Genomic DNA, 24,762 nt, shown 5'->3' with positions numbered 1-24,762 from the left:
CGCGCTGGAATTCGGTAGGGTCTGATTGGAATGAAGAAAGGTTTCGGAAGCATACCGTGCAAGGTGGCTATGTTTCTTATTACCTTTTATAGGGCGGCGATCTCGCCCATGTTCCCGTCGTGCTGCCGTTTTACCCCGACGTGCTCAGAATATGGGCTCATCGCGTTTCAACGTTACGGCTTCGCAAAGGGCTTAAGGCTGACGGTAAAACGTATTCTACGGTGTCGACCTGGAGGGCCGCACGGCTACGATCCCGTTCCGTAAGGACGGGGCTTTGCCGGCGGCTTTTTGTCGGTTAAAGGAAGGAAAACCATAGTATGTGGGAAGTATTCAAGAACTGGATATTCGATATCATCCAATTCTTCTTCGGCTTCTGCCAAGACTGGGGCTTGGCCATCATCATCGTGACCATCATCTTCCGTGTGCTTATCTCCCCGCTTATGCACAAGCAGACGAAGTCTTCGTATCAGATGCAGAAGGTCCAGCCTCTGATGCAGGAGATTCAGACGAAGTACGCCAACGATCCGCAGCGTATGCAGGAGGAAATGCAGAAGCTTTACGCTGATGCCAAGTTCAACCCCTTGGCCGGCTGCCTCCCCATGCTTCTGCAGATGCCTATCTTCATCGCTTTGTTCCAGGTGCTTCGCGAGATGCCCAACTACCTGGGTTCCGACGAGGGCTACCAGTTCTTCAACCTGGTTCCCAACCTGGTTATGACGCCGTCCGGTGCGTTTGCTGGGGGCTTCGGCACGTTCCTCCCGTACCTTATCCTTATGATCGTCTTCGCTGGTGCTACGTTCCTGCCTATGATCCTGATGCAGATGGGTCAGAAGGATAATCCGCAGCGCAACCAGACCATGATCATGGCCGGCGTCATGAGCTTGTTCATGCTCTGGATCAGTTGGAGCTCCCCTGCCGGCGTTCTTCTGTTCTGGGGTGCTTCCTCCATCATCGGCGTGTGCCAGCAGCAGATCTCCATGCGCATCATGAAGAAGCGCGATGCGGAGAAGGAGGAGACCATCGAGGTGAAGCCGATCGAGGTCGACGTCACCCGCAAGGCTAAGAAGCCGCGTCCGAAGAAGAAGGACACCTCCAAAAAGCACGCTTAATCGATTTTGCGTAATGGTGCGCGGTGTTTCACGTGAAACACCGCGCACTGTGGTTTTTAGTTCTAAGGAGCTGCAAATGGCAGAAGAAGAGAACATGGAAATGACCGCAGAAGAGGCTCAAGACGCCCAGGTCGAAGAAGACGGCATCAGCGACGAGGATCTCGATCGCATCGCGGATACCGCAATTGCAACCATCCAGGATATCTTGAAGCACTTCGATGTCGGCGAGGTTACCATCGACGAGTATGAAGGCGATGAAGGCGAGCTGATCCTTGATATCACCGGTGACGACCTGGCTGTTCTCATCGGCCGCCACGGTAAGACCCTTGATGCGTTGCAGTTCCTGGTTTCGGCCATCACTGTCCGCACCATGGGCTTCCGTTACCCTGTTATCGTTGACGTCGAGGGCTATAAGAATCGTCAACGAGAGAAGCTTGAGTCTATCGCTCGCAACGCTGCTGCAAAGGCTTCCAAGCAGCACCGCAGCGTGAAGCTTCGTCCCATGACCCCGTACGAGCGACGCATCGTGCATATCGCGCTTCGTGACGATGAGCGTGTTGAGACGGCATCCGAGGGCGAGGGTTCCGCTCGTCACGTTGTCGTCGTTCCCCTCTAGGTAGCTGCTTTCGCTCAGCCTCTTGCCTGTATCGCAAGAACCTACAAGGCCTCATCTTCGGATGCGGCCTCTTTGTTTTTCAAGGGGTTCATATACTTGGTGGCCAATATGGCGCGTTAAGGGCTAAAGTATGTTTCACGTGAAACAACAGGACAGAAGGAATGGTTCATGCACGAGGATTTGCTCAAGCGACATTTGGAGTTGGTTATCGAGGCCAACAAGACCACGAACATCACGCGTATCTCTTCATGGGAGGACGGCATGGTGCTTCATGTGCAGGATTCCCTGCTTGGTCTTGATGCTTTGAATGCTTGCCCCGAAGGCCGCTATGCCGATATCGGAACGGGCGCGGGCTATCCTGGTATCCCGCTTGCCATTGAAACCGGTAGGCCTACGTTGCTGGTTGATTCCGTTCAAAAAAAGGTCCAAATCCTTGATGGCTTCATTGAAGAACTGGGCCTTGAGAATGTTTCCACGTATGCTGGTCGTATTGAAGACCTCGGTCGTGAGCAGGCTGGGCAGTTTGCCGCAATCAGCGCTCGTGCGCTATCGAAGCTGTCTATTTTGCTGGAGCTCTCTTCCCCGTTGCTGAAGATGGGTGGCCGGCTCATTTGCTTCAAGGCCCTTGTCGAACAGGATGAGCTCAATCACGCCCGTGTTGTCGGCAAACAGGTTGGCATGGAACTGGTCGATGATCAGACCTATGAGCTCGATGGCTACTCCCGTAGGATCCTGTCTTACGAGAAGGTGGCCAAGCCGAAGCTTAAGCTGCCCCGCAGAACCGGTCTGGCCCAGAAAAAGCCTTTGTAGTTACGTAAGCCGTTCCCGATATTGAAGGGGCGGCTTTTTTCTTATCGAGGTTTCGTTGATTTCCGTTCAAAAGTCCCCATTGTGGGTTGGGGTTTTATGCGCGTGAAACGAAACACGCTATACTAGCTTCTGAAACCATGAAAGGGGGTTCCTGTGGGATTTTTCGACGGCCTCAGGAAAGATAAAAAACAAGCTGAGCCGGTTCAGCAGGAACAACGCGTACAGGAAGATACCGTTGAGGATGAGATAGCTATCGAGCACATCGAAGTGGTCGAGCGCGACCCTCATAGCTCTACTGTGCCCGAGCCGCAGCCTGTTGAATCTCGCCCCGAGATCGAGCCTACGCCCATCCGCTCTTACCGTGATAAGAAACCGGTGAAGCACGTGGTCGGTCAGACGAAGATCATGGCGATCATCAACCAGAAGGGCGGCGTAGGCAAGTCCACTACCGCAATCAACCTTTCCGCTGCTCTTGGTGAGCTGGGTAAACAGGTCCTTCTTGTCGACCTTGATCCTCAGGGCAATTCTTCAAGCGGTTTGGGAGTTGAGAAGAGCCAGGTGCAGAATTGCATCTACGACGTGCTGCTCAACGATGTTCCCGTTGAGGAGGTCATCATCCCCGATGTGTGCGAGGGGTTGGATCTTGTTCCGGCGACCATCAACCTTGCCGGTGCGGAGGTCGAGTTGGTTTCCGAGATGGCGCGCGAAAACCGCCTTAAGGATGCCATCGGAGCCCTTCGAGGTAAATACGACTACATCTTCATCGATTGTCCCCCTTCCCTGGGCCTGCTGACGGTTAACGCCCTTGTTGCCGCCGATAAGCTGCTTATCCCCATCCAATGTGAGTTCTATGCATTGGAAGGTGTGACAAAACTTCTTGATTCAATGAAACGTGTCAAAACCCGCTTGAATCCTACGTTGGATATCTATGGCGTGCTCATGACCATGTACGACGGTCGAACCACGTTGTCCCGCCAAGTGGTCGAGGAAGTGCGTAGCTATTTCGGGCGATTGGTGTTCGAAACGCTGATTCCCCGTACCGTAAAACTTTCCGAAGCTCCCAGCTTCGGTCAACCGATAACCCTGTACGACCCGTCGGGCAAAGGCGCCCAGTCGTACATGAGTCTTGCTAAGGAAGTGATAGCCCGTGGCTAGGAATGGTCGTGGTGGTCTTGGTCGTGGCCTGAATTCGTTGCTGGGCGGTGCTTATGAGGAGGCTATTCCTCAGGAGGAGCCGCAACGTGTGCGCGTGGATGCTGACGAAGCGCAGCAGCCTCGGCCGAAGCCTCAGCCCGAGCGCGAGGTGATTCGCGAAACCGTTCCCGCTCAAAAGTCACCCGAACCCGGGACAGCACGTGAATCGGTTCCTTCTTCTTATGAAGAGCAGGAGCCTGAATCTATTGTCGAGAACGGTGTTGAGGTTACCATCAAGGGGGTTGCTCAGCGCGCTGCGCGTCCTGCTGTGCAGGAAGTGGTTGAACGCGCTGTTGCGCCCGCCGCTGCCGCACAGCTTGACGATGCTCAGCCTCGTGAAGTCAACGAAGTCGACATCAACGCCATTGCCCCCAACCCGGACCAGCCTCGTACGAATTTCAAGCGCGAGGAGCTCGAGGAGCTTTCCGCTTCTATCCAAAAAGACGGGCTTTTGCAGCCGATTCTGGTGCGTCCGCTCGAGGGTGGCACGTATCAGATCATCGCCGGTGAGCGTCGCTGGCAGGCATCGAAGCTGGCGGGTTTGCAGCAAGTGCCTATTCGAGTCAAAGAAGCTACCGATGATAAGGCTTTGGAGCTTGCGCTTATCGAGAATATCCAGCGCTCCGACCTTAATCCCATTGAGGAGGCGTACGGCTATCGCCGTATGATGGAGCGCTTGAACATGACGCAGGCTGAGGTTGCCCAGGCAATGTCAAAAGGCCGCTCCACGGTTGCGAACGCCTTGCGCTTGCTGGAGCTTCCCGAGGAAGCTCAGCAGCTGCTGTTCGAGGAGAAGATTACCGCCGGCCACGCGCGAGCCATTCTTTCCATTCCCACGAAGGAAGGCCGCGAGCGCCTGACACGTAAACTGGTTGAGGAAAAGCTGTCTGTCCGTGAGGCTGAGGCTTTGGCGCGTTTGTTTTCCGGTAAGAAAAACGAGAATGCCAAGCCGAAGGTTCCCATGCCGAAGGAATACCGAAAGGTCGCCCGCACGCTTAAGGATGTTCTGGATACGCCGGTAAAGGTGAAGTCCGTGAACGGCAAGAACAAGATCGAGATCGAGTTCAAGGACGAAGAGGATCTCGAGCGCCTGTTCAAAGGTATTCTTGCTTCGAATCTCGCATAAAAGGTTTTCGATATCTGATTAAAACGATCAAGCCGGCATTGCCTTGTCGGCTTGATTGCTGTTTAGCGGGCAGCGATTCTCGTCTTTCGACTTTAGCTTCGTGAGTGCTAGGTATATGCCGATTGCCGGTCTGAGGACTTATGGTCGTCTCGAGTGCTTCGGCTTGGAAGCTTGCGTCGTAGCGGAGATGAACGTTTCTGGCGGTCGCTGCATCGCATAGGCGCATTCGTGAACGAAAAACCTCCCATTGCTTTCCTAGGCGGACTCGAAAGCAATGGGAGGTTATTGGGCTTTGTAGTCGTTTGGTTCTGCTTTTGCGAAGACCAGGCGTCAATTGATGTCTGGGTCTACACCTGTTGGTCTTGCTTGCTACTTTCCGTTGGTGAACGTGTTTTTCAGCTGTCCGCAGGCGCCGGCGATATCGGATCCTCTTGAATCCCGCAACGTAGTCTCTATTCCGTGGCGGCCAGCTTCCGCAATCCATTTATCGATGGTCTTGGATGAGCTTGGCTTGTATGGGGATTCCGGTATCGAGTTGATGGGAATCAGATTGATGTGGCAAAGCAAGCCTTTGCAGAAATCCAGAAGAGCGCTCAGGTCAGCATCGGTGTCATTTACGCTATCAATCATGATGTATTCGAATGTGACACGGCGATTCGTTTTCTCGATATAGCGCTGCAGGCTTTGCTTGAGCTTCGGTAGAGGGAAGCCGCTGGTTTTCGGCATGAGCTCGAGACGCACGTCCTGTCGAGCCGCGTGAAGGGAAACGGCAAGCGTGAACTGCTCAGGCTCTTCTGCAAAGCGGTCGATTCCGGGGATGATGCCGCACGTGGAGATGCAAATGTGACGGGCTCCGATGCCCAGGCCCTTTTCGTCATTGATGATGCGCAGCGCGCTCAATACGTTGTCGTAGTTCAGCAGCGGTTCGCCCTGCCCCATGCCAACGACATTGGTAACGCGGCGACCCATAAGGCGCTGCACTGTGACAATCTGGTCGACGATTTCCCCTGCGGTCAGATTGCGCGTAAGGCCTTCTTTTCCCGTTGCGCAAAACGCGCACGCCATTGGGCAACCAGCCTGCGTGGAGAAGCAGACCGTAAGACGGTCTCCGTTACGCGACGGGATAGCAACGGTTTCGACGCATACGCCATCATGGTACTCCAGGAGCAGCTTATGGGTGCCGTCGCTGGAGATGGCCTCTTCGAGCACATTGGGTACGAAGAGCGGATACTCCTCGGAAAGCTGAGCTCGAAGCTTTGCGGGAAGGTTGGTCATGTCGTCGTAGCTTTGAGCACCTTTGCTGTAGAGCCATTCGTAAAGCTGCTTCGCACGAAACGAGGGTTGACCGAGCTCCTTCATAAGGGGAGTCAGGTCGCTTAGGGTGAAGTTTTTGATTGGTGTATTCATGCGGGTCATTATACCTGTTTCACGTGAAACATCAGCGCTTACCTTTCATGCTGCGAAGCCTGTGTGCCGGTTTTGCTATACTGCAGCAATACGATCTCTAAAGGAGAAAGAAGGAGCCATGTCTTCAAGTATCGATCCTCGTTCTTGCCGCGTCGCGCTATTATGCGGCGGTAAAAGCAACGAGCGTGAAATTTCCTTAGCATCTGGCAAGGGTGCTCGTGAAGCTTTGGAGACGGCAGGCTTTTCCGTCACCGATATCGATCCGGCGAACAAGGAAGATTTGAAGCGCTTGATCGAAGAGCCTTTTGATGTGGCGTTCCTCTGCCTGCATGGCAAGTATGGCGAAGACGGCACGGTGCAGGGTTTGCTTGACATCGTCGGCATCCCGTACACGTGCTCCGGCGTTTGGTCGAGCGCACTTGCTATGGATAAGGTGAAGGCGAAGGTCTTCTACGAGCGTGAGGGTATCCCTACTCCTCCGTCGTTGACGGTTAACAAGGGCGACAAGGTTGATATCGAGCAGGTCATCTCGTCTATGGGCGAGAAGGTTGTCGTGAAGCCTGGTACCGAGGGCAGCGCCATCGGTGTGTTCATTGTGGAGGGTGCCGAAGCTATCGAGGACGCGCTGCAGAAGGCGCTTGATATTGACGACGAGGTGCTTATCGAGCGTTATATCAAGGGTCGCGAATTCACCGTTGCCGTTTTAGGAAACCATGAGCCGAAAGCTATGCCCGTTATCGAAATCGTTCCCAAGAGCGAGTTCTACGACTTCGAGTCGAAGTATGCCGTGGGCGGCTCTCAGCACATCTGCCCTGCACGCATTCCCGATGATGTGACGAAGGTTATGCAACGCGAAGCGGAAAACGCTCATAAGGCGCTCTCGTGCAGCGGCACTTCTCGTACCGATTTCATCCTGGAAGACAACGGTGATTGCTGGGCTTTGGAAACCAACACCATTCCTGGTATGACCGCAACGTCGCTTCTTCCCGATGCGGCACGTGCCGCTGGCATGACGTTCCCCGAGCTGTGCACTAAGCTTATCGAGCTTGCATTGGAGGAACCTGTGCGATAAACGGGTGCAAGAAACAAGGTTGGCTGATGGTCAGCTAAAGAGACAAGCCATACTAGAAAGACGACCCCAGAGTTCCTCTAGGGTCGTCTTCTGATTTGTGGTTCGGTGTTCTTAACGGGAAGGGTGGTTTGGGATCGAATCGATCGATTCCAAGGAATGACAGCGACCCTGAAAATCATGAGGCGTCTTGCAGCTTCGGTCATCATTCGGCGCTATCGACTCAAGCATCAATATCAATATAGGGAAGCTTAAAAGACAGAAGATGATGCAAACAGACTTTATGTTGCTCTAATGAACGATAAGCCCAGAGTCGAGCTAATAACAACAACAGTCATCGAAAAGAGCCGTCGCTCGCTGAGATTTAGCGAGGAGTATGGTTAAAACAGCCCGCAGCTTTTCAGTCCGAATACCGCCAATGCGACTAACGCCAACAAAAATGCCCAACTGATCAAAAAGCATCCCTTGTTTCCTTCCCTGCTTTTCTGAACCATCAGGTCGGTAAAGCCGCGGGACTTCTTGAGAATGGCGGTGTGACTGTCTCCCTTGGGCATGTCGGCTCGTTGCGTGGGTTGCCAGGTTCCATGGGAATCCAAAATCGATTGCACTCCCTGGTTTTTGATGTCGATACGTGGGCGTATTCCTTGTGAAAGAGACTTCATGGTTGTGCGCATGAACGTTTCGAAGTCCGATTGATGAGCCTTATCGAAGCAGAACAAGGCAACTTCGCCCCAATAAAAACCTGGTTCTGGCTGATCGGTGAAAGCAACGAACGACAGGACGGCATGCATTTCCCAGCTCTTAGCGGCAAGTAGGTTGAGCTTATGGGATATCTGCTCATCAAGATAGCCTAATACATCGCCATAATCGTTTACGACCCATGCACGTGTTTGACCTTTCAGGGGCTTGAATTCGATTTTGAAAACATCGCCGATGATGCAATTCGATCCAAGCAGAATCGCCGCATCTTTCTTTGAAGTGGTGTCGAAACGGGCATATGCGCCGTAATAGCAATCAGGCAGCATCGGGTCTCCTATCTGAAATCAAGTGAAAAAAGCGTAACACAAACGAAGAAGCGGAATAGCCGTCATCCATCGATGCTGGCTGACTTACAATGAGAAGGTTATAAAGTGGTAGAAGCAAACATGGAATCATCCATGTGGGAGATAAGGAATATGCCGTGCGTGGTGATTTGCTCGCGTATATCAGTGACGGAACCCCTCAAGCGATCATCGATCGCTATGCATCGCTTGCTGATGCTTCGAAACAAAGCAATTATGGTGAACTCGACCGCGATATCGTGGTTATAGACACCGAGACAACCGGTTTCTCGTTTAATCACGATGAGCTGACGCAGATTGCGGCCGCTCGCATGGATAAGGGCGAGATAGTCGATTGGTTTGTGACGTTCGTAAACCCCGGGAAGCCTATCCCGGAAGATGTTGCGCACTTGACCAATATTCACGATGAGGATGTTGCCGACGCCCCTTCTCCGGAAGAAGCGCTTGCTCAGCTTGTCGAATTTGTTGGTGGGTCGAAGCTTGTGGCCCATAATGCCGCTTTCGATCGCACCTTCACTACGCGGCATCCAAGCGGATACCCCCTGCTTGAGAACACTTGGCTCGATTCCTTAGACCTTGCTCGTATTGCTCTCCCCCGCTTGAAATCCCATCGGCTTATCGACTTGGTTCGCACCTTCGGTGCGCCGGTTTCCACGCATCGTGCGGATGATGACGTTGCGGCTACGTGCGCCGTGTTCCGTATCCTGCTGGCTGCGGTGGATGCCATGCCGAAGCCTTTGGTGGCAAAAATCGCATCGCTTGCAACATCTGAACAATGGGAAACTCAGATTGTTTTCCAGCATTTTGCCGACCATTACGGTGATGCTGCGGATGTAGCATCCGATGAGGTTGCCTTGATCGAAGACGCCGCGCGTGACATTGTTTCACGTGAAACAAATGAAGGTCAGCTTTCGTGGGCGACAAGCCAGCTTGATCTATTTTCGTTGCAATCAATCCGCCGCGATCGCCTTCGCAAAATCGAAAACAAGCCGAAGGTCGATGCGGATGCAATTGCCTCCGATCCGCTTCGCAGCATGGTATATCCTACTGCCGAGGAAATTGCTAAGGCCTTCAGCCAAGAGGGTCTTGTAGGCAGCCTGTATAAGAATTACGAGCCGCGCGCCGAGCAGAGGGATATGAGCACTTCGGTGCGTGATGCATTCGCTTCTGGTCGTAATCTTGTGGTTGAGGCTGGAACCGGTGTCGGTAAATCTATGGCATATCTGGTTCCTTTGGCGTTGACCGCGCAAAGGAACGGCATCACCGTCGGCGTGGCGACCAAGACGAACGCCTTACTCGATCAGCTGGTGTTCAAAGAGGTTCCCGCGCTTGCGAAGGCGTTGTGCTCATCCGACCCCAATGCCAAGCCGTTGACCTGTGCGCCGCTGAAGGGCTTTGCTCACTATCCTTGCCTTCGCAAGATTCGCAGCGTGGTCGATGATGGCGCTGCAATGAAAGAGATTCAGGGTAAGGAGCTGTCGCAGGCTCCGGCAATGGCGGCGCTGCTTTCGTTTATCGAACAGACCGAATACGACGACATTGATGGTTTGAAGCTTGACTATCGTTTGCTGCCGCGAAAGATTATCACGACGAGCAGCCAGGAATGCCTGCGTCGCAAGTGCCCGTTCTTCGGCAACCTGTGCTTCGTCCATGGGGCGCGCAAGCGCGCTGAAGCGGCGGACATCTTGGTTACCAATCACAGCTTGCTGTTCTGCGATATGGCCGCCGATGGCGGTTTGCTGCCGCCGGTTCGTTATTGGGCGGTAGATGAGGCCCATGGTGCCGAAAGCGAGGCTCGTCGCGCTTTCTCTATCGAGCTTGATGCCGAGGGTATCCTGCGAGAGGCTCGTCGGGTATCTGCCGATGACGCTCGCAGGAATGTGTTCTCTCGTGCGGAACGCCGTGTGGTCTTGAATGGCGCGAAAGAGGAAAGCGAGACGCTGTTCTATACGCTGACGCAAAAAGGCAAGACTGCAGGCGAGGCATACCGTCAGGCTGCTGAAGCTTTCTGCGCGAGCCTGAAAGGTTTGCTGTTCTTTGATACGAACCGGCACGGGCGCGGCTATGAAATCGTTGAGTTGTGGGTCAACAGCGATATCCGCGGTTCCGCTACCTTCGGCGATATCGTGGACAAAGGCGTTGCAATGCGTGAATCTGCCGAGAAGCTGATAGCGGCTTGTCAGAATCTGGTGGCGTATCTTGAGGATATCGAGAACGCAGCTGCGATTCAGCGCGAGATTGCCGCGATGGCCATCGATCTGAAAGAACAGGTCAATGCGGTTCAGGTGATTCTCGAGGACCCCAATGAAAGCTATGCGTATGCTGCAACGTTGTGCCGGAAGAAGGATCGTATCGGCGAAAAGCTGCAGGGTATGCCCGTTAACGTCGGCGGAAAGCTGAACGATACGCTGTACGCCTCCACGCATTCGGTGGTATTTGCATCGGCGACGCTGTCCGTCAACGGTAGCTTCGATGGCTTCACGAACGCAATGGGTCTTGGTCAAGGCGAGTTCTCTCCTTTTGAAACCCGTCAGCTTGACTCGAGCTACGACTTTGACAAGAACATGACGGTGTATGTTGTAGCTGATATGCCTGAGCCGAACGAGCCTAGCTATATGGCTACCTTGCAAAAGTTCCTTGTTGAGGCTCATAAAGCGCAGCAAGGCTCGATGCTCACGCTGTTCACGAACCGTCGCGAGATGGAACGCTGCTTCGACTATGTGCAGCCTGAACTGAAGAGCGATGATTTGCGCTTGGTGTGCCAGAAGTGGGGCGTGTCGGTGAAGGGGCTGAGGGATGATTTCCTTGCCGACGAGCATTTGTCGCTGTTCGCGCTTAAAAGCTTCTGGGAGGGTTTTGATGCTCCGGGCGCAACGTTGAAAGGTGTTGTCATTCCGAAGCTTCCCTTCATGAAGCCGACCGATCCGCTGTCCTGTGAGCGTGCCGAACGCGATGACCAGGCTTGGCGACACTATGTGCTGCCCGCAGCGGTGCTTGAGGTGAAGCAGGCGGCTGGTCGATTGATTCGTCGCGCCGACGATACCGGCGCGCTGATTCTTGCGGATCATAGGTTGGTTTCGAAGAGTTACGGCAAGGTCTTCCTGAATTCCTTGCCAAGCAGCAATATCAAGGTGCTTCCCGCTGCTCAGATAGTTGCTGAATTGGCGGCAGCGAACAAAGGCTGAACCTGGCGACGTGTATGAGAAGACGAGACGACAAAATCGCCCGAGCAGCTCACATCAAAGAGAGGACGCACGGAACGTCGAATGAGATATCCCTGAGCGTTCTCGATGCTGCTAAATATAAGGAAACAACTCAGCGATTCAGCTTAAGGGATTTGCTTGCCGACCGTAGGGATGCGCGCGATCAAAGTGTTTCACGTGAAACAGGTGAACATGTTTCACGTGAAACATCCAAGCGCGGATCGTCGTCCTGTGAGCAAGCTACCGGAGATGATGCTCGGAAATGCCAAAGCAGGCTAAGGATCGAAAAGAGGTCCGTCAAGCAAACAGCAAAACGCAAGAAGGCCGTTCATGCATCAGATTCTGGCGAAAAGGCTTCGTCGAAGATGCAGGCCGCCCCTAAGCGCATGTCCATTGAGCAGGAGGTCGCGCGAAGGAAAGCGCGCCGTCGCAAAGGGCGAATCGTTGCGATATCCACCGTGGTGGCCGCCTCTTTAGCGATCGTGTCCGTTGGCGTTTGGGCTTGGCATTGCCAGGTTACCGAGCAGCAGGGATATGAGTCTGAGCTTATGGATGCTTTGAGACTGGTTTCTGAAGCCGATGAGACCATTTTGCAAATAGACGCAATAGTGGATGATCCTTTTGCAGTGGAGACCGATGAACAAAGGCAAGAGGTGTATTCCTCGATCGAGCAAACCAAGGGCTTGTTGACCAACGCCGACGGGAAGGCTCGCGAGGTTTCGGAAAAACTGTCCGATCCATCCGTCCGCGAAGTCGCTAACCAGACGGTGATGTCGATATCGGCGCGTCAGGACATGATAAAGCATGGCTTGCAGCTTGTTGAGGCCTCGGAAAGTGCTGAGCTGGCAACCGAAAAATGCGATACTGCTTGGCAGGTGGTGTTGGATGCAGATGCCCAGGCTCGCGAAGCGACGAAACATGCCGGGCAGAACGAGGTCGATGCGTCAAAGCAGCGCACCTTAGAGGCGAAGGAGCTGTTTTCCAAGGGTCGAGAACAACTTGAATCTCTTCAGGTGGATTGTCCGACAGCAGATTTTACGGCGCTGATCGAATATGTTGAAAAGCGCATGAATGCGTTGGACTTAGCGGTCCGGTCCGATGATGCGCTATCGGAGAAGAACAAGGAAGAGGCCATTGCCTTGAACGATGCGTATAACGCTGCCGAAGAGGAAGCGGCGGCTATGGCTGTCAGCTTGCCAAGCGACCCAAAGCAGTTGATCAAAGACGCGTATTTCACCACCTGGTCTGAAGTCATTCGGTCATATGGCGGGCAGCGTGCAGCTGCCGGGACCAGTGATGCAGTTATACGTGATTATTTGGGCGCGCAAGGCAAATAGCGTATACTGCATCCCGTATATGCCTTGCTGTAATTGAGGAACGAAAGGCACAAAAATGCCGGATATTAAAGAGCATATCGCATACCTGTCACAGGAAATCGGCGCCCGTCCCGCTGGCACCGAAGAGGAGCAGCAGGCTGCGTTATACATTACTGAACAATTCCAAAAGGAAGCGGGCCTGCCTGCGAGCATCGAGGATTTCAATGGCGTTGGCGACCCTCATCTGCCTAGCATGATCTGCTGCGGCGCTGCTGCAGTGCTCGCATTGCTTTCGTTGATCGTGCCTGTATTGAGCATTATCGGGGTTATCGGCTGCCTTGCGGCAGCAGGCTTGTTTGCTGCCGAGTATCTGGATAAGCCCATCATCTCGAAGTTGCTGGGGAAAGGTGTGAGCCAAAACGTTGTGGCTAAGTACGCCCCCGCGGCACCCGAAGATGGCGAAGGAGCTCGTCGCCGAAAGGTCATCTTGGTGGCTCGTTACGACACCGGCAAGGTGCGCGCAGAGCTCGCGGGCCCCACGGCGCAGTTCATGCCGCTTGTCGGTAAAATCTCCTTCGGTGCGATGGTTGCCCTTCCCGTGCTGCTGCTCATCAAGGGCGTTGTGCTGGGTTCTTCCGAAGGTACGCTCACTACGATTTTCACGCTGCTGACCGTTATCGCCATGCTGCTCACCGCAATCCCGCTGGCGCTTGGCGCATTGCATCAGACCGCTGCCTATAACGAGGGCGCGAACTGCAATGCTTCCGGCGTTGCCGCCCTGCTCGAGCTGGCTCGACGCATCGGCGCGGGACGCGTGAGCGAAGCAGAGATCGCCGAGCGCGAAGATGCTCTGATGCATGGACCGGAAGCTGCATACGAAAGCGGTCTCGTGCCCGAAGGTGCGGAGTTCGTGTATTCCCCTCACCCCCGTTCCTCTATGGAGGACGAGGAGAGCCTTATCGCCGCCAAGGCTGCGATCTCGGCGTTGTCGGGCAAGCCTGTCGACGGCATGACCGCTGAAGAGGTGGAGCGTAATCTTCAGAAGATCGAGCGACATGATCGCGAGGAAGCTGAAGAGGAAGCTCGCATGCAGCGTATGGAGGCGCGCGCCATCGAGAGCGCACGCCGCGATGCGGAGCAGGCCCGTCTTGCAGCCGAGCAGGAGCAGGAGAAGGCTCTTGAGGCCCAGCAGATGCAGGAAGCCGCGCAGGCCCAGGCTGAGTTCGAGGCCCAGCAGGCAGCGGCTCAGCAAGCTGCCGCCCAGCAGATGCAGGCTGCTGCGGAGCAGCAGCGCGCGGCTCAGGCAAGCGTGCCCGATTGGTATGCCCGTGCTCAGGAAAAGGCGAAGAAGCCTCGCAATGCCGAGAAGCCGGCGCAGCGTTCTCGTTACGCCAGCGCCCTTGATGCCGCAGTCGCTGAAAGCGCCGGGCATTTCGCAAAGGCGAACAATATCGTGGAGCATGAGCTTGAGCGCTCCTTCGACATGGATCGCGACACCATTCGCGAGGTTCGCGCTCCGCAATGGGCAACCATCGCGCCTGTGCAGCCCACCGTGCAACCCGAAACCGAGCAGCCGGTCGTGAATACCGAGCCCGCCAACGTTTCCGTGAACGCGGTGTCGGCGGCTGAGCAGGTTACGCGCATGCAGCAGGTCCCCATGCAGGAGGAATCCGCTGTCCAGGCTCCTGCACCTCAGCAGGCCGTGCAGCCCGCGCAGTTCAATGCGCCGGTTGATACGGTTTCCGTTGCCGATACCGACGTCGTGGCGACCCAGCACGATGTCGTCGCTCCGGTTGCCGGCTCTGCGGCACCGGCCGTGGTAACCGAATCTGCATCTGAGCAGCTTCCCGCTCAGCAGCCCAGCGCGCAGTTTGCCGCAGTGCACGTTTCCGAGCCCGAGCCTGTTAAAACCCAGGCCGTCGCTCCTGCGGAGATCGCCGATCCTTTCGCTACGGCGGCTACGCCTCCGATCGACGTGACGAAGCTTCACCTTGACGACGTTCCGCCGATGGGCGATGTTCCCATGCCGGCGTTCTTGGATCCGCGCAAGGTGCAGGAAGAAGCTCAGTCCCGTCAATCCGATGCCCCCCGCTCGGGCAATCGCGTCGATGTGACGCAGGCTTCCATCACCGAGAACGGCCGAGTCGATGCGACCAACGCCCCCGCGGTGGCGGCTGCAGCACCCGTGTCCGAGCCCGTAGATGAAACGGTGCCGGAGTTGCAGGCGAAGCCGCTTGCCATTCCGGATGTTTCCGCGGTTCCTGTGGCGCCTGTCACTTTGCCGGAGGTAGCTCCGGCTGCTTCGGCTGCTCCCGTTGCGGCAGCGGTGAAGCAGCGTGCCCCCCTTGCCGACGTCGAGTCTGCCGGCAAGACCGCAGCGCGCAGCTTGCTTAACCTGCTTCCCTCCATCGGGTCGTCCGACATCAAGGCTGCTCATGAGCAGGAGTCCGAAGACGATGAGGTGTCCGGCGAGGAGAAGGGCTCCAAGCCTTCCCTGCTTGCTTCCTTGCCTTCGCTGTCCGGTTCCATTAAGGCGGCGGATGCCGCTCAGGCCCAGCCGGGCGTGAGCGCTGCTGCCGGGTTCGGCACTGCCGGCGCTACCGGTTCGTTCGCTCCGGTGAGCAGCGAGCTTGCCAGCACCATGGATCCCGAGGACATGTACGTCGACGATGCGGACGATTCCGCTTACGAGGACCATTTCACCGAAACGGGTGCGTTCGCCGGCCCTGGCTACATGGAGATGCCGAAGTCGCGCTTCCGTCGCCTGTTCGACAAGTTCCTCCATCGCAAGGATGACGAAGAGGACACGCCGCAGGAGTGGCTCGATGTGGATGACGACTTCGAGGCCCGCGCCGCCGGAAAGGCACGCGGCGGCTGGGAGAGCTTCCAGGAAGAGCACTACGAGCGTGGCGAGTATCAGGGTGATTATGCCCTCGAGGCCGGTCAGGATGCTGCTGTGAACCTGGGCGCTACGCAGGCCCTGCCCGCTATGCAAAGCAGCGATCTCGGGGCAACCCAGGCGTGGACGCCTCAGCCGATCGACGTCGAGGCGGTCGGCCAGGAAGCTTCGCGCGTTGCTTACGACGATTCCTTCGATGTCGATGATGTGGCCGATGACGAGCAGTCCCAGTCCAACCGCTTCCGTCCGTGGCATGGCGGGTCTTATTCCGCTCGTCGCATGGAGAGCAGCAATCTGTCCTCCGAGGAGCTTGCCGATGAGGCAGCTGCCGCAGCGGTGCCGACGCCCGTCGAGCTGAACGAGGAGCTCAACGAGGTGTACCAGTTCCGCAATCCCGACATCGATGCCGAGGTGTGGTTCGTGGCTCTGGGTTCCGAGCTCGCTCAGAACTCCGGCATGAGGGCGTTCCTTGAAACCCATCAATCCGAGCTGCGAGGTGCGTTCATCGTCGATATCGACGCCATCGGCGCAGGCGATCTGACCATGATCGAGCGCGAGGGTTTCTTGAAGCCTTCGAAAGCGTCGTCTCGTATGAAGCGCTACATCCGCAAGGCTTCGCAGGCTACCGGCATCAAGGTGGCATCCGGTGCGTTGGTCGGCGACGAAAGCGCTGCATCGTACGCCGCGAAGCATGGTTGCCAGGTTACCCATCTGGTGGGCATGGAAGGTGGCAAGCCTGCGCTGTACGGCCAGCAGGACGATATCGTCGAGAACATCGACGAGAAGAAACTGGCCTCCAACGTGGACTTCCTTATGGAGTTGTTGAAGAATATGTAAGACCTGTAACATGCTCGTTATCTGTCTGGATGGCCGCTGGCCTATAATTTCAGCCCGCACGAGCATGAACTAAAGGTGCATTCACCGATTCCCGGCGATTGCGCTCTTATACAGGAACTAGAGAGGTTTACTATGGCTATTGAGGCATACTGCGTGAAATGCAAGGCAAAGAAAATAATGAAGGATCCCGTTGAGGGCGTCACGAAGAACGGCAAGCCCATCACGAAGGGCAAGTGCCCTGACTGCGGCACCACCATTTGCCGCATCGGCGCTGCAAAATAGCATATCGTTCGAGCAACAACCAGCAATGCCCGCCCTGCGCGGGCATTGCTGGTTTTGAAGCGGCGGGAATGTATGACACGAAAGGAAGGGAGCGTAATGGGCGGCACACAGAAAATCGACCTGTACGAGAATTTCAAGAGCATCAACTCGATCGATGCTGACAAGTACAAACGTTACGATGTGAAGCGCGGTCTGCGCAATGCCGACGGCACCGGCGTGCTGGCGGGTTTGACGGGCATCTCCAATGTGCATGGCTACGTCATGTCCGATGGCGAAAAACTCGCCGACGAAGGCGAGTTGCGCCTTCGCGGGTATGATCTTTACGACCTTCTGGGTGTTGATGCGAAGGACCGCCGATTCAACTACGAAGAGGTTTCCTATCTGCTGCTGATGGGCGAGCTTCCCACCGAACAGCAGCTTTCCGGCTATATCGCCACCATCGATGCCCAGCGTGAGCTGCCTGATGGTTTCACCGCGTCCATGATCATGCGCAACACCCCTCCCGATATCATGAACGTGCTGGCTCGAACCATCCTGCTTCTGTATGCATATGACGAAAATGCCGAGGATCGATCCGTTCAGCATGAGATCAGCACCGCCATCTCGCTGATTTCCCGTCTCCCCCGCATCATGGTGCTGACGTATTACGCGATTCGCGCGCGTTACAACAACGAGTCCATGATCATGCATCGCTTCATTCCGGGTCAATCCACCGCCGAGACCATTCTTTCCATGCTGCGCCCCGATAGGCAGTTCACGGCAGAGGAAGCGCGCATGCTTGACATCATGCTGTGCCTGCATGCCGAGCATGGCGGCGGCAACAACTCGTCGTTCACCACGCATGTGCTGACTTCTGCGGACACGGACCCGTACTCCACGTACGCAGCGGCGATCGGGTCGCTGAAGGGCCGCAAGCACGGTGGCGCGAACCATCAGGTTCTGGCCATGCAGAAGGAAATCAAGGACAACGTCGTCAATTGGGAAAACGATGACGAGGTTGCGGCATACCTTGCGAAGATTGTGAACAAGCAGGCTTATGACAAGAGCGGCCTGGTCTACGGCATGGGTCATGCGGTTTACACGCTGTCCGACCCTCGTGCCGTCATTTGCAAGCGCTTCGCAGAGAAGCTGGCTATGGGCACTGAATTCGAGGCCGAGTTCCGCCTGCTTGAGAAAATCGAGCGCTTGGCGCCCGAGGTCATCCTCAATGAGAAGGGCACAAGGAAGGACATGTGCGCGAACGTGGACATGTATTCCGGCTTCGTGTACTCCATGCTGGGCATTCCGGAGGATCTGTTCACCCCGCTGTTCGCCTGTGCTCGTATGTCCGGTTGGGCGGCCCATCGCTTCGAGGAGATCGTCTCGGGCAAGCGCATCATCCGCCCGGCTTACAAGTCCATTTACAAAAAGAAGCGTGAGTACATCCCTATGGACGAGCGGTAAGCGCAACATAAGGCAAAACCCTGTAAAAGCGCCTGGAGCTAATCCGGGCGCTTTTCTATTGTTTTAGAACGAGTAAATAGACAGCAGAGTTGAAAGTTACATAAAATCATATCATTCACTATTCAATCGAATCTGATGCTTCGGAGCAGGTGGAACCCTTGCTTGCCTCAAAAGATCGTCCGTTCGAGCTTGCCTGTAGTGGCTTCTCGCTAGAAGGGTTTTTGCCAACTTCGATGATGGAAACTGCATTCTGGGCCTTGGAGAGGATGATGCCTCGTTTGCCCCCAAGTTAATGCCTTTTCGGGTTGTCTGTGAGGGTTCCTCGTCGAAATGGTTTGCACTGGTTTTACCGATGCTGTGTTTGGGGTTATCTTCCGGTTTGCATTGCCCGTGTTGATTTGCTTTGCAAGTGGCACGCTGAACCTGCAATTGCTTCCTGAAAAAGAAAACGCCCGGAGACCCGGGCGATAGCATTCTGGCGGAGGAAGTAGGATTCGAACCCACGGAACCTTGCGGCTCAACAGTTTTCAAGACTGCCGCCTTCAACCACTCGGCCATTCCTCCATATAGCTTGCTAGGATACCATATAATGTTGCTTATGAATGACGAAGAATACATGCGCATGGCGCTTGAGGAAGCGCAACGTGCGGCGGATATGGGAGAGGTTCCCATCGGCGCCGTGGTTGTGTACCACCCTATCGACAAAGGCACTCGCCGTCCCCTAGCGGAGCCTCGCGTGATTGCGCGAGCGTGCAATATCCGCGAGACGCAGCAAGATCCTGCAGGGCATGCGGAATTCGTTGCCATGAAGCAGGCCGCGGCCGAACTTGGCATGTGGAGGCTCACGGGTTGCACAGTGTACGTGACGTTGGAGCCGTGCATCATGTGCGCCGGACTGATGCATCAGGCTCGAGTCGACCGCTGCGTGTTCGGCGCGCCCGACCCGAAGGCAGGTGCGTTGGGCACGCTGTATTCCATCCATGAGGACAAGCGCCTCAACCATACATTCGATGTGAAAGCCGGTGTGCTGTCCGAAGAATGTGCAACCATGTTGCGAGAATTCTTCAAGGCACGTCGAAAGAAACGAACGGAGCAGCAGTGATGCAGCAAAACGAAAAGCAGAATGTTTCACGTGAAACATTGGAAGGGTCCGTGGATATGCTCGACATAGCCCGCGTAGCCCAAGATGTGGAAGCTCGCGAGTTTGCCGGCATGGGTTCGCTGAAGCTAGTGGCTCCGGCGAAGGTCAACCTGTACCTGAACGTCCAGGGTATGCGCGAGGATGGGTACCACGAGGTATCCACAACAATGCACGCGTTGATGCTGCATGACGTGCTTCGCATGAAGATCATCCCGGGCACCGGCGAGGCGGTGAAGCTGACCACGCGCAGCTTCGAGGGTCTTGCTCCCTTGGATGTCGATCCGCAGGACAACATCGTGGTGAAGGCCATCCTGAAGCTTGCCGAGGCGTTCGGCCGCACGCTTGGCGAAGAGGAAACGATGCGCGTGCATCTGGAGAAGCGCATCCCCATCCAGGCTGGTTTGGGTGGCGGCTCCTCGGATGCCGCAGCGGCGCTGCTGGGATCGGCTGTTTTGTGGGGCGAAAGCGTTCTGGACCCGCGAATCAAAGAGGTTGCAGCTCAGCTGGGTGCTGATGTTGTCTTCTTCTTGCAAGGCGGTTGCGCACTTTACGACGGCATCGGCGAGCATCTGGTCCGCACGCTCAAGCCGATGAACGACTTCCTGGTGCTGGTGAAGCCCGAAGGCGGCGTTTGCACGGGCGAGTCCTACAAGAAGCTCGATGAGGATCCTCAGCCCATCCCGACCGAGGATGCGCAAGCTGCGGAATCGGCGGAGTATGCGATGAGCGTGCCGTTGCTGAACAACATGGCGAAGGCAAGCGAGCAGCTGAATCCGGGAATCCGCACCGTGCGCGAATGGTTGCAGGAGCAGCCGGGCGTATGCAAGGCTATGATGTCCGGCAGCGGCGCCGCGGTGTTCGCGGTATGCGATTCCTTCGCATCGGCGGCTAAGGTGGCAACTGATGCGCAGGCCAAGGGATGGTGGGCTCGCACCACCACGTTCGGACCCTTTAAGGCGACGCTTACCACGAATTGCTAAACGTATTCCTGAAGCAATGGTTTCGGCGCGGGAAGATGTAGTCTATCCTGCATGCAAGGCGGATGAGTCGGTTTCGAAAGGATGCCTGGCAAATCGAGGCGAAAGGGGAAAGCCTCGGAATCGAGCAGAAGGGGCAACCCGTAAAGGAGGAAGCTATGACAGCGGTAATCATCGTCGTTGCGATAGCTGTGGTGCTGATCGTGTTCATCATCGCGCTCTACAACAAGTTGGTGAAGCTTCGCAACATGGTGGACAACGCGTGGGCGCAGATCGACGTGCAGCTTCAAAGGCGTTTGGATCTTATCCCGAACGTAGTGGAGACTGTGAAGGGGTATGCACAGCACGAGAGCGCTACCCTGGATGCCGTCACGCAGGCTCGTGCGGCGGTGGCTAACGCAAACACTCCTGAGGGCCGCATGGGAGCTAACAACCACCTTACCGAAACCCTCAAAAGCCTGTTTGCGGTTGCCGAGGCTTATCCCGATTTGAAGGCGAACGCCAACTTTCAGCAATTGCAGGCTGAGTTGTCGAACACCGAGGACAAGATCAGCTATATGCGACAAAGCTTCAATGATACGGTGATGAAGTACAACACCGCTATCCAGACGTTCCCCGCCGTGCTCCTCGCCGGCGCTATGGGGTTCAAGGAGCGTCCGAGCTTCGCTGCTGAGGAGGGTGCTTCCACCGCGCCGAAGGTGACGTTCTAGCATGGTTGCAAGGTTGACGCGCATCATACCGTTGCTGCTTTTGCTGGCTTTTGCGGCCGGCGTGGTGTACGTGGTGGCATCATGGCGCTATTCGCCTGCGCGGGCGAAGGAGATCCTTATCAAGGCCTTCACCATGCTGAATGTGGCGTTGGCTGCGTTTTTCGGCTTGGCAAGCCTATATGCGTTGTCGGAGAGCAACGGCGATGTGCTGGATTTAACGCTCTCGTTCATGGTCACGGCGTTGGTGGCTTTGGGAATCACGTGGATATGCCGAGCCGTGTTCCTGAAGCATAATCCCTCGTATCGGATGAAGCCGATGAAAGCGAAGCGTTTGCGTCGCTCGCCCTGGCCTTGGGGAAGAAGATAGATTGCGAAGGCGCCCGATTTTCGGGCGCCTTCTTTTATGGTGAGGAAAGGCGCTGGGAAGACAGTCCACGAAGGGGTGGGATCGCGTCTCCGAAAAGGGCGTGCCGTTGAGATGATGGCTTGCTATAAGGTGCTTCCCCTGGGGTATTTCGTGCAAATGTGCGAAATCGTTCGAGACAGCCTGCAAGGTTTAGGAAGGCGTAGCAAAGGACCGGCTGCATAAGATGACGCTGATCAGGGCATGAAGACCCGAGAATGCGAGGGTTGAAAGAAAAAGCCCCCGCGTTTGCGGGGGCTGAAAATTCGTGGCGGAGAAGTAGGGATTCGAACCCTAGATGCCCTTGTGGGGCATACTCACTTAGCAGGCGAGCACCTTCGGCCTCTCGGTCACTTCTCCACGCTATAATAGGTGCGGGTAGATATAATACCTTGACTGTCGGAAACTTGCAAGGAGCATTCTCGATGCAATACACAAGGACACCTCATTTCCCAGGCAGCCAGCGGGATGGTGCGCGTTGCCGCGTCGCATGGCTGGTTGCGGTCGCTTTAGTGGTCGTTGCTTGCGCTTGCGCGCTGGCAGCTTTGCCGGGCAAGGCCTACGCGAAGTCGTATACCATGCCGCAAGTGGATATCCAAGCTCAGCTTGAAACCGACGGAACGCTTCACGTGGTTGAGCAGCGTACGTTTGATTTCGACGGTTCGTTCTCGGCGGTATGGTGGACGCTGAATCTACTGCCCACGAATGCGGAGTTCACCGTAAACGGCGTCCGCATGATGAGCGTTGACGGGTCCAACGACGCCGAAGGGTCCATGTCGGCGATGCCCGAGGTTCCGTTCGAGCTGAAATGGCGTGAGGAAGGTGGCCCGGGAAAGGATTCGTATTCCGTCGATAGCCCGAAGAACACCGTGTACGTATTCTTCGGATCCCAGCCCCAGCGTGTGGTCGTGGAGCTCGACTACACCATCACCAACATGGCGCAGGTCTACGATGACGTCTCTGAGGTGTACTGGCAGTATCTAGGCTCCGCCTGGGCGGTTCCTTCCGAGAACGTGACGGCTACGCTTCAGCTTCCCCTTCCCCAGGGCGTTACGGTCGATCCCGGCGAGAACGTGCGTGCGTGGGGCCATGGCCCGCTGAGCGGCAACGTTTCCATTAATGCCGATGGATCGGTCACGTGCACGGTTCCCCGTGTGGAATCCGGCGAATATGCCGAGATGCGCGTGTGCATCCCCTCCAAGTGGTTGACGAACGTGTCGCTGAGCACGCAGCGTCTGCATGCCGGCGAGCAGCGCCTGGACACGGTCCTGAAGGAGGAGAAGGCCTGGGCGGATACGGCGAACAGCAAGCGCATGATGTCGCTGGCGTTCTCCGTGGCATGCGTTGCCGTGTGCGTTGCGGTCTTGATTTGGGCCATCGTCATGTTCTTCCGTCACGGCAAAGAGCACAAGCCGGACTTCACGGAGCAGTATTGGCGCGACGTGCCGCGCCAAGGCATGCACCCAGCCGTTATCGGCCGCCTGTGGCGTTGGAACAGGGAAAGCACCGACGATCTTACAGCAACGATCATGCATCTGGCGCAGACGGGAGCCGTGCGTATTGATTCCGGTTCGTATATGGCACCGAAGAAGCATGGCGGCATGAAGACCGTGAACGACTTCTATATCACGAAGCTGGTGGAAGTCGATGCCGTGAGCGACCCGATCGACAAGGCGACGTTCAATCTGCTGTTCGACAGGGTGGCGTCAGGTCAGAACTCGCTATGGTTCGGCAGCATCAAGAAGTATGGCAAAGACCATTCGGAGCAGCTGGTAAACGCGGTGAAGAGTTGGCAAGGTGTGCTGACCGCGGAGACGGATAAGCACGGCTTCTTCGAGGAGAAGGGCAATAACCTGCGCGGATGGACGTGGACGATCGCTGTTGCGTTGCTCGTTATCGCCATGGTGATCTGGTTCATGTCCGACAACATGATGCCGATGATGTGCGCCGTCCCGACCGCTGCGGCCTTGGCGTTCATCGGCAACAACATGACGCGACGCAGCATCGACGGCAACAACCTGGTTGCGCACTGCAAGGCGTTGCGCAATTGGCTGCGCGACTTCAGCTCGCTTGAGGAGCGCCCGCCCGCCGATGTGAAGGTGTGGGGCGAGTTCATGGTGTACGCGTATCTGTTCGGCGTTGCGAAGCAGGCAATCGAGCAGCTTCGCAAGACGCAGCCCCAGCTGTTCGCGGTCGACCAGACGTACGGAGATACCTATGTGCCCTGGTGGGGTTGGTACACCTCCTATGAGAGCGGCGCGAACGCCGGGATGCCTGATGTGGGAAGCTTCCTTTCCTCGTCGTTCAACCAAGCTGTGAAGACCGCTAACGAGGCGATTCAAGCCGAATCGAGCGGCAGCGGAAGCGGCGGCGGATTCTCCAGCGGCGGTGGTGGCGGCTTCGGCGGTGGCGGCGGCGGAGCTCGCTAGTCGTTGAGAAAGTGAAACGCCGATCTGCGTCGCTTTGTGCGGCTGCAGGTTGGCGTTTCTTTATGCCCCTGGTAGCGGGTTGCGATAGAAGGCAAAGGGAAGGGTGTATGAAGAAGGAATTGCCCGCTTGGGCGTATAAGGTTGCCATCGTGGTGGCAACCATCATCTGGGGCTATAGCTTCGTGTCCATGAAGGGCGTTGTGGCGGTTATCCCGCCGGCGTGGCTGCTAGGGTTCCGATTCCTGTTCGCGGGTATCGTGCTGACCGCTATCCTTTGGAAGCGTGTTCGCAAGGCGTTCAGCGGCAAGATGGTGCTTGCCGGCACGGTGCTCGGCCTTGCCGATTTCCTGGCGTTCTGGACGCAAACCGTTGGTCTGGAGCACACGACACCAGGCATCAACGCGTTTCTGACCGCGACGTATTGCGTGATCGTCCCCTTCTTGTGGTGGATCGTGGCCCACAGGCGCCCAACGGTGTTCAATATCGGAGCCGCCGTGCTTGCCTTGGTGGGTATTTGGCTCGTGTCGGTCCAGTCGGGCGGCATGACCATGGGATTCGGCGAGGTTATGACGCTGCTGTGCGCGGTCTTGTTCGCCATGCATATGGTGCTGGTTTCGAAGCTCTCCCGCTTCCATGACGTGCTGGCCCTGACGGCGGTGCAGTTCGTTGCTGAAGGTTGCATGGGCTTGCTGTCGGGAGCGGCTTTTGAGACGTTCCCAGGGTTCGCGGT

Annotated in this window: 20 protein-coding genes and 2 tRNA genes; 18 read left to right on the top strand and 4 right to left on the bottom strand. The window is 56.1% G+C overall.

Annotated features, from left to right (window positions below):
* The first annotated feature begins 30 nt into the window (after window positions 1-30).
* From yidD to Q0D52_RS09255, 6 genes are all read left to right on the top strand, one after another.
* The gene (gene yidD, locus Q0D52_RS09280) at window positions 31-264 is read left to right on the top strand and encodes a membrane protein insertion efficiency factor YidD (RefSeq protein ID WP_081468857.1); all 234 of its coding nucleotides are present in this window, start codon (window positions 31-33) and stop codon (window positions 262-264) included.
* A 53-nt stretch (window positions 265-317) separates the two neighbouring features.
* Entirely contained in the window at window positions 318-1,109 is a 792-nt protein-coding gene (locus Q0D52_RS09275; RefSeq protein ID WP_294362474.1) for a YidC/Oxa1 family membrane protein insertase, read from the top strand.
* Between the two features lie 76 nt (window positions 1,110-1,185).
* A complete protein-coding gene (locus Q0D52_RS09270; protein WP_294362476.1) occupies window positions 1,186-1,725 on the top strand; it encodes a R3H domain-containing nucleic acid-binding protein in 540 nt (179 codons plus the stop codon).
* Between the two features lie 168 nt (window positions 1,726-1,893).
* Window positions 1,894-2,535: a 16S rRNA (guanine(527)-N(7))-methyltransferase RsmG gene (rsmG, locus tag Q0D52_RS09265; RefSeq protein WP_294362477.1), complete on the top strand. Its 642-nt coding sequence runs from the start codon at window positions 1,894-1,896 to the stop codon at window positions 2,533-2,535.
* A gap of 405 nt (window positions 2,536-2,940) precedes the next feature.
* On the top strand, window positions 2,941-3,690 hold the full coding sequence (locus Q0D52_RS09260; protein ID WP_365368757.1) for an AAA family ATPase: 750 nt from the start codon (window positions 2,941-2,943) through the stop codon (window positions 3,688-3,690).
* A complete protein-coding gene (locus Q0D52_RS09255) occupies window positions 3,683-4,855 on the top strand; it encodes a ParB/RepB/Spo0J family partition protein (RefSeq protein WP_294382318.1) in 1,173 nt (390 codons plus the stop codon). The genes Q0D52_RS09260 and Q0D52_RS09255 overlap by 8 nt, the downstream gene beginning before the upstream one ends.
* Window positions 4,856-5,224: 369 nt before the next feature.
* On the opposite strand, the gene rlmN is transcribed toward Q0D52_RS09255, so the two are convergent.
* Window positions 5,225-6,262: a 23S rRNA (adenine(2503)-C(2))-methyltransferase RlmN gene (rlmN, locus tag Q0D52_RS09250; protein WP_294382312.1), complete on the bottom strand. Its 1,038-nt coding sequence runs from the start codon at window positions 6,260-6,262 to the stop codon at window positions 5,225-5,227.
* Here rlmN and Q0D52_RS09245 point away from each other — a divergent pair.
* Window positions 6,261-7,334, top strand: coding sequence for a D-alanine--D-alanine ligase (locus Q0D52_RS09245; protein WP_366930341.1), 1,074 nt, complete (start codon window positions 6,261-6,263; stop codon window positions 7,332-7,334). The genes rlmN and Q0D52_RS09245 overlap by 2 nt on opposite strands.
* 377 nt (window positions 7,335-7,711) lie before the next feature.
* Here the strand turns inward: Q0D52_RS09245 and Q0D52_RS09240 are convergent, their stop codons facing one another.
* Entirely contained in the window at window positions 7,712-8,356 is a 645-nt protein-coding gene (locus Q0D52_RS09240) for a hypothetical protein (RefSeq protein ID WP_294382310.1), read from the bottom strand.
* A gap of 134 nt (window positions 8,357-8,490) precedes the next feature.
* Here Q0D52_RS09240 and Q0D52_RS09235 point away from each other — a divergent pair, with 134 nt between their 5' ends.
* The 5 genes from Q0D52_RS09235 (at window position 8,491) to Q0D52_RS09215 (ending at window position 18,372) form a co-directional block, all read left to right on the top strand.
* Entirely contained in the window at window positions 8,491-11,577 is a 3,087-nt protein-coding gene (locus Q0D52_RS09235) for a helicase C-terminal domain-containing protein (RefSeq protein ID WP_294382308.1), read from the top strand.
* Window positions 11,578-11,591: 14 nt separating this feature from the next.
* Window positions 11,592-12,932, top strand: coding sequence for a hypothetical protein (locus Q0D52_RS09230; RefSeq protein WP_294382304.1), 1,341 nt, complete (start codon window positions 11,592-11,594; stop codon window positions 12,930-12,932).
* Window positions 12,933-12,987: 55 nt separating this feature from the next.
* Window positions 12,988-16,647 carry a hypothetical protein gene (locus Q0D52_RS09225; RefSeq protein WP_294382302.1) on the top strand — a complete coding sequence of 1,220 codons (3,660 nt, stop codon included), beginning with the start codon at window positions 12,988-12,990 and terminating at the stop codon, window positions 16,645-16,647.
* A 132-nt stretch (window positions 16,648-16,779) separates the two neighbouring features.
* A complete protein-coding gene (locus tag Q0D52_RS09220; RefSeq protein WP_042432320.1) occupies window positions 16,780-16,929 on the top strand; it encodes a DUF5679 domain-containing protein in 150 nt (49 codons plus the stop codon).
* Window positions 16,930-17,025: 96 nt separating this feature from the next.
* Complete coding sequence (locus tag Q0D52_RS09215) at window positions 17,026-18,372, top strand: citrate/2-methylcitrate synthase (protein ID WP_294362493.1); 1,347 nt, start codon at window positions 17,026-17,028, stop codon at window positions 18,370-18,372.
* 476 nt (window positions 18,373-18,848) lie between these two features.
* Here Q0D52_RS09215 and Q0D52_RS09210 read toward each other — a convergent pair.
* Window positions 18,849-18,936 (bottom strand) — tRNA-Ser (locus Q0D52_RS09210).
* A gap of 25 nt (window positions 18,937-18,961) precedes the next feature.
* Here Q0D52_RS09210 and tadA point away from each other — a divergent pair.
* From tadA to Q0D52_RS09190, 4 genes are all read left to right on the top strand, one after another.
* Window positions 18,962-19,474: a tRNA adenosine(34) deaminase TadA gene (gene tadA, locus Q0D52_RS09205; RefSeq protein WP_294382299.1), complete on the top strand. Its 513-nt coding sequence runs from the start codon at window positions 18,962-18,964 to the stop codon at window positions 19,472-19,474.
* 56 nt (window positions 19,475-19,530) lie between these two features.
* Window positions 19,531-20,493, top strand: coding sequence for a 4-(cytidine 5'-diphospho)-2-C-methyl-D-erythritol kinase (ispE, locus tag Q0D52_RS09200; RefSeq protein WP_294382297.1), 963 nt, complete (start codon window positions 19,531-19,533; stop codon window positions 20,491-20,493).
* A gap of 155 nt (window positions 20,494-20,648) precedes the next feature.
* A complete protein-coding gene (locus tag Q0D52_RS09195; protein ID WP_294362522.1) occupies window positions 20,649-21,200 on the top strand; it encodes a LemA family protein in 552 nt (183 codons plus the stop codon).
* Window position 21,201: 1 nt separating this feature from the next.
* Complete coding sequence (locus Q0D52_RS09190) at window positions 21,202-21,567, top strand: hypothetical protein (protein WP_294362523.1); 366 nt, start codon at window positions 21,202-21,204, stop codon at window positions 21,565-21,567.
* A gap of 305 nt (window positions 21,568-21,872) precedes the next feature.
* On the opposite strand, the gene Q0D52_RS09185 is transcribed toward Q0D52_RS09190, so the two are convergent.
* A tRNA-Ser gene (locus tag Q0D52_RS09185) sits at window positions 21,873-21,963 on the bottom strand.
* Between the two features lie 65 nt (window positions 21,964-22,028).
* Between Q0D52_RS09185 and Q0D52_RS09180 the strand changes: the two genes are divergently transcribed.
* Together Q0D52_RS09180 and Q0D52_RS09175 are read left to right on the top strand one after the other, a co-directional pair.
* Window positions 22,029-24,032: a DUF2207 domain-containing protein gene (locus Q0D52_RS09180; protein WP_294382294.1), complete on the top strand. Its 2,004-nt coding sequence runs from the start codon at window positions 22,029-22,031 to the stop codon at window positions 24,030-24,032.
* A gap of 107 nt (window positions 24,033-24,139) precedes the next feature.
* On the top strand, window positions 24,140-24,762 hold a 623-nt coding region (locus Q0D52_RS09175; protein ID WP_294382291.1), incomplete at its 3' end, for a DMT family transporter.

Source organism: uncultured Senegalimassilia sp., assembly GCF_934630535.1.
GTDB lineage: Bacteria > Actinomycetota > Coriobacteriia > Coriobacteriales > Eggerthellaceae > Senegalimassilia.
Note: the sequence above shows the minus strand (reverse complement) of the source record. Positions and strands in the feature narration are given on the sequence as shown.